The organism is Cryptocyanus atlanticus LEGE 06306 (assembly GCF_056633155.1).
Genome location: NZ_JBSJOZ010000026.1, coordinates 1 through 5,701, shown reverse-complemented (window position 1 = coordinate 5,701; position 5,701 = coordinate 1). Strand labels below are relative to the sequence as shown.

The window sequence follows — 5,701 nt, the reverse complement described above, 5'->3', positions numbered from 1 at the left end:
CTATTGCATCCTTAACAGGCTGCCAGGGCGCGACGAAGATTTTTCGAGGTGCCCTGTATTTAAATTACGTTAAGTATACTGTAGTTGATAAGTTGCATCTTGCCCGCATATATTGCGGGCGTCATGACATTGATTCTGGCTTTGTAAAATTCCTCTGCATGATCCTTTTCGCTCGGTCAATCTAGACTGCCCAACTGGGTCTCCCTGGGTCATTGAACAAAATATGCCAGACTCTCCAACGTGGATGTAAGCGGCGGCCGGAGTGCGCATCACAGAGGGAACCCAAAGCGAAGCTTTAGGCCGTCCGCTTGACCGACGGGTTAGCTGAGAGTCTAAAGCAGGCGGCATCGCGTCCATGGATGAACAACAACGCTTCTCAGCGGCTTGCCCTTTACGTCGCTACGGTTTGCAGCTTTCTAGTTGAGCTTTCCCGTTGGCCCGAATGGAAGACCTCCAGAATTACCAATTCAACGCTTGCTGTGAAGTTTCTGATTGAACCCATTGGTCATGCTTGGCCTAAACAGCAGTGGGCAGAATCAAGGATGCCTTTAACCCTCAAACAGCCAAGTACTGCGCCGACGCAAAAGCACTTGCCTACTGCGAAATCCGGCCCCTTCGCGAGCACTCGTGCTGGCTTTCATGATCCCTACTTTAGTATAACTTGAACATGCTGCTGCTGTTGAGATCAGCGGCCTTCGACCCTGAACTGCCTATCGCATCGTGAACTCAATGGCAGTTCTGCCGCGGGTGTGGTCCTTCGCAACAACAGCCGAGCGCTCATTGTTGTTTGGCCCTGATCGCGCCCATTGAGGTGGGGTTGGTCAAGGCTAGCCGAATGTCCAGTCCACGCAGAATTGCAGATTAAACGTTTGCTCGGGCGCACCAAATGAACAGTCAGCCACAAGCTTGACAGCATACCAACTGGTCGGTATAGTTTCTGGTATGACTCCGCGATCCACCAGCCTGGCCCCGTATCGGGGAGACGCCCGTACCCGCCTCCTGGAAGTCGCGCGCGACATCATTCGAGCGAAAGGCTTCGCTGCCACCACGGTCGACGACCTGTGTCGCGCAGCTGAGGTGACCAAAGGTGCGTTCTTCCATCATTTCTCAAGTAAGGAAAACCTGGGTGTTGCTGTGGCGGACTTCTGGGCAGAGACCACCTGCGCCTTGTTCGCAAACGCGCCCTATCACGCGGCATCCGATCCACTTGACCGCCTGCTCTCGTACATCGCGTTCCGCAGGGCCATCATCGCTGGAACGGCCGCAGAGTTCACGTGCCTCGCAGGCACCCTGATCCAGGAAGTGCATGACACCTCCGTCCCTATTCGCGAGGCCTGCCGCCGAGCCATTTTTGGCCATGCCGCGACACTGGTCGCTGATATTGAGGCGGCGCGCCTGGAGCGCGGCATCACTGGCGACTGGAACGCGGAAGGCCTTGCACGACACACCCAAGCCGTGCTGCAGGGGGCTTTCATCCTCGCCAAGGCGGGCCAGAATGCCGAGCTTGCGCGCGATAGTGTCGACCACCTCAGGCGCTACATCCGCCTGCTGTTCGACCTGCCCGAGGTAAGACAGGACTACGCCGAATGACAACAGCGAGAAACCAAAGGAGCCGCTGATGAAACCGCAACTCTACCTATTCTTCAAAGGGGACTGCCTCAAGGCCATGACGCACTACGCAGAAACTCTCGATGGAGTTATCGAAGGCGTAGTCCTCAACAAGGATGCCGTCAAGCCAGAGGATCGGATGCCTGGAGGTGATGATCTTGTCATGAATATGGCCGTGCGGCTCGGTGAGACTCTGATCATGGCTTCGGACAACTCCGACGAGATGTATGAACGTCCACAGGGGTTTCGCATTCAACTTGAAACAGCCTCGCGCCAGGAGTTCGACCGGGTCTTCTCAGCTTTGGCTGGCGGGTCCACCGACATGACGATGCCGCCGGGGGAAACGTTCTGGGCCGAGCGCTTCACCATGTTCACCGACAGGTTCGGCACGCCGTGGATGCTCAATTTCACGGGCGCAAGGCTCGCTTGACGGAGCAAACGGCATGATCACCCCCGGAAAGCATATTGCGATGAAGGTGCCCCAGCACTCATGGCAGACAACGGTTGCTTTCGACAGGGACTATGTTGGCTTCAAGCCCATTAAGGTAACCCCGGATCCGGTTTTTTTGCTTTTGGAGCTATGACCGTCCGGTTTGATCGGGTCAAATGGCAAGGCCAGGTGAATATGAGGCTTGATCTGTTTGCGGTCGGCCCCGATCAGCCGCCGTCACACCTTGGCAGCCCGAAGCTCGACGAGCTTGAGCAGCTTGATGGCGTGGATGGACGCAGGACCTCGGACCCTGCTGGAGTAGTAAGTCACGTCGTCCCATGAAATCCAGTTCTAACAATTTTCGAACGATGGAGAAGGACCCATGAACGATCGGTCCAAGGTGCGAACCTGCCTGTGGTTCGAGAAGCGCGGACTGCAAGCCGCAGAGTTCTACGTTTCTCTTCTGCCATGGAGTGCCATCGACGCGGTCTACGCGCAAGGCAATCCAGATGATCCGATGATTGTCGAGTTCACCCTGCATGGTGCACCGATGATGATCTTGACAGCTGGGCCCCATCTCAAACTCTCCCCGGCCGTATCAATTAGCGTGTTGACCAAGGATCAGGGCGAAACGGACTATCTCTGGTCAGCATTGATTGCCAATGGTGGAGCGGAGAACAGGTGTGGGTGGCTGACAGATCGTTGGGGCGTGTCATGGCAAATTATCCCCGAAGCACTGCCGCGCCTACTCGCTGCGCCGGACGTTGCGGCCGCGGGACGCGCGCAGGCAGAGTTGATGCAGATGGGCAAGATCAACATCGCGGCCCTTGATGCTGCTTTCAACGCAACCTGAAGGAAAAGTCATCCATGACTACTGCCATGACAATCGAAAGGTTCGTTCCCGCATCACCCATTCAGGCTTGGGACGCTTTCACCACACCGACTGCCATCAAGAAGGGGAATCAGGCATCGCCCGAATGGAAGCGCGCGACGGCTCGTTCGGATTTGATTTCGAAGGGGTTTAGAAGGAAGTTGATGCCCCTCGTGCGCTTACACTTCGTCTTGAGGATGGGCGTACATCCCGCACGACCTTTGTGGTTGATGGTGCCCGGACCCGGGTTACCACCAGCTTCGATCTCGAAACGAGCAACCGCGTAGAGATGCAGCGCACCGGATGGCAGGCGATCCTCGACAGCTATGGGGCCTATGTCAGTCGATCAGCTCCTGGCACCTGATCGAGACGCTATAGGTCGCGCGATTATCTTGATGTAATGAAGAAGATTGGCATCGCCGCATCTGAAGCACTATTTCATTCAGAAGGAGAGATCTGATGGCCTGGATTGATGGATTCGTCGCGGCGGTTCCGACCGCCAACCGTGAGATGTACAAGGCGCACGTGGAATACTCGGCAGCTGTGTTCAAAGAACACGGCGCGACGAGGGTCGTGGAGTGCTGGGGCGACGACGTCCCCGACGGTGTTGTGACGTCGTTTCCGAAGGCAGTGCTTCAGAAGCCTGATGAAACGATCTGCTTCTCGTGGATCGAGTGGCCGTCGAAAGAAGCCCGCGACGCGGGGATGGCGAAGGTCTTTGCCGACGAGCGGATGAAACCCGACAACAACCCGATGCCGTTTGATGGCAAGCGGTTAATCTATGGCGGATTCGAAAGCCTCGTCGATGTGTAGCCTGCGACTGGTTGACCATCTCCACATCGAGGAACCTACGCGATGAGAGGCATCACGCCCTACCTCCAAGTCCGGAACACCGATGAAGCGATCTCCTGGTACGAGCACGTCTTCGGCGCGAAGGAGGTCCGTGCGCGCCTTGTGGCGCCTGACGGCACCTGCATGAACGCCGAGATTGAGATCGAAGGGACTCGAATCATGCTGGCGGACGAGATGCCGTCAATCGGTTCAACGAGTCCAACGACCCTGGGTGCCACATCGGTCGTCCTCAACCTCCACGTTGAGAGCGCTGAGGAGACCTTTTCACGCGCACTTGAAGCCGGTGCAAAGCAGATCTACCCGCTGGCCGATCAGTTCTATGGTGACCGGGCGGGGCGAGTGCGTGATCCGTTCGGTCACCACTGGATCGTGGCCACTCAACTACGTGAGGTCCCAGAGGCGGAAATGGTGGCGGCATTTCGTGCGATGTTCAACTAGGAGCGCGGGGGGCGGGGGATGAGTGCCATCCCCAGGGTCCGTGCGATCTCTCCCAGGGCCTTGGCAATGAAGGCAGCATCTCCATCCGACTCCTCAAAGCAGCCCTCCAGATAGGCTGCCATCTCCTGCGGTATCCATAGACTAGGGGCAACGTTGTAGGCGCTTCTCAAACTTTTCATCAGGTCTTCTCAGTCAGGTTGTCTACAAGCAGAAAGACCTCATCAATGTTATTGTCCTGTAAGATCTTGGCTCCAGGAGCGAAAAGGATGTTCAAGGCCAAGCCTCTCTGTGGGGGGTAGACTCTGTATCCAGGGTCGTAGTTTATCCGCAACTCCGACATACTGGCACCAACAACGAGCTTGACCTCACCAGGATCACCGCCGATAAGCCACTCAATCCTGGCCTGAACCCTCGCCCGGCCCCTCAGATCACGGCGAACCGAAAGCGATTGGATGAACCGCTCTGTCTGGAGCAATTTAATCTTGCTGCAACTGGCAAGGGTGCCGCAACACTGCCTTGCCGGCTTCCATCAACGACGACACATCCCTCGAACTGCTCCATCGCAGCAGTTGGCTACGGCGTTTCCTGCTCGCCCGAGCCGACTGCGGAGAAGTGCTGTCTCCAGTGACGAGCGATCTCGAGCCGGCTCGGGATCCATGCCGTGCCCGAGGCCGTCACATGGGCCAGAAAGCGCTCCAGCCCCGCGATGCGGCCGGGGCGGCCGATGAGGCGCGGGTGGATTCCCACCGACATCATGGCCGGATAGTAGTCGCCTTCACGCACCAGCCAGTCGAATGCTGCGATGCAATAGGACGCGAAGTCTTCCCCCTGCACAAAATTACCACCGGCCATGAAACGCATGTCATTGGTATCAAATGCGTAGGGAATCACTACGTGAGGCTGACCCGCCACAGACACGGTGTAGGGGAGGTCGTCGTCGTAGGCATCAGAGTCGTACTCGAAACCGAATTCACTCACGAGCAGCTGGCGGGTGTTGGATGAGGCGGCGCCCTTCGTGTGCCAGCCGAGTGGCCTCGTGCCTGTGGCCCGCTCGATCGCGGCCACAGCGGCGGCGATCACAGCACGCTCTTGGGCGATCGTCATTTCGGCATGGCGCTCCCATCGGTAGCCATGGGCAGCCACCTCGTAACCGCGTTCAACCGCATCACGACCGAGCCAGGGAGCGCGGTCCATCGTGCGCCCGGCCGCGCTCACCGTGCAGGTCACGCCGAAACGCTCCAGAACCCGAACGATACGCCAGTATCCAGCGCGGCTCTCGTAGCTGAAATGCGAAGACAGAGCCGGGTTGGGAACACCGGAAACCGGCTCAACGATCTCGTAGACGGCCTCATTGGTTGAGTCGCCGTAGCCAAGGGACAGCTCGGCTCCGGCCTCGAGGTTCATCACAAGAGACACAGCAACGCGGGCTCCTCCAGGCCAGCGTGGATCTGAGGTGGTCTGGCTTTTCTGGACAGGGCCCATCGTTAACCTCTGAGGCGGGG

7 protein-coding genes are annotated in these 5,701 nt (G+C 57.7%); 5 read left to right on the top strand and 2 right to left on the bottom strand.

The genetic code is table 11. From position 1 onward, the window contains the following. The first annotated feature begins 942 nt into the window (after positions 1-942). From ACWJI7_RS13960 to ACWJI7_RS13940, 5 genes are all read left to right on the top strand, one after another. Positions 943-1,590, top strand: coding sequence for a TetR/AcrR family transcriptional regulator (locus tag ACWJI7_RS13960; protein WP_479938801.1), 648 nt, complete (start codon positions 943-945; stop codon positions 1,588-1,590). Between the two features lie 28 nt (positions 1,591-1,618). Further along, a complete protein-coding gene (locus ACWJI7_RS13955) occupies positions 1,619-2,038 on the top strand; it encodes a VOC family protein (protein ID WP_479938800.1) in 420 nt (139 codons plus the stop codon). 382 nt (positions 2,039-2,420) lie between these two features. After that, on the top strand, positions 2,421-2,891 hold the full coding sequence (locus ACWJI7_RS13950) for a VOC family protein (protein ID WP_479938798.1): 471 nt from the start codon (positions 2,421-2,423) through the stop codon (positions 2,889-2,891). A 477-nt stretch (positions 2,892-3,368) separates the two neighbouring features. Continuing rightward, entirely contained in the window at positions 3,369-3,722 is a 354-nt protein-coding gene (locus tag ACWJI7_RS13945; protein ID WP_479938796.1) for a DUF1428 domain-containing protein, read from the top strand. Positions 3,723-3,764: 42 nt separating this feature from the next. Then, positions 3,765-4,199, top strand: a complete 435-nt coding sequence (locus ACWJI7_RS13940) for a VOC family protein (protein ID WP_479938794.1) — start codon at positions 3,765-3,767, stop codon at positions 4,197-4,199. Between the two features lie 178 nt (positions 4,200-4,377). On the opposite strand, the gene ACWJI7_RS13935 is transcribed toward ACWJI7_RS13940, so the two are convergent. Next, entirely contained in the window at positions 4,378-4,674 is a 297-nt protein-coding gene (locus ACWJI7_RS13935; RefSeq protein WP_479938792.1) for a type II toxin-antitoxin system RelE/ParE family toxin, read from the bottom strand. A 98-nt stretch (positions 4,675-4,772) separates the two neighbouring features. Continuing rightward, the gene (locus ACWJI7_RS13930) at positions 4,773-5,603 is read right to left on the bottom strand and encodes a polysaccharide deacetylase family protein (RefSeq protein WP_479938790.1); all 831 of its coding nucleotides are present in this window, start codon (positions 5,601-5,603) and stop codon (positions 4,773-4,775) included. Between the last annotated feature and the right edge of the window lie 98 nt (positions 5,604-5,701).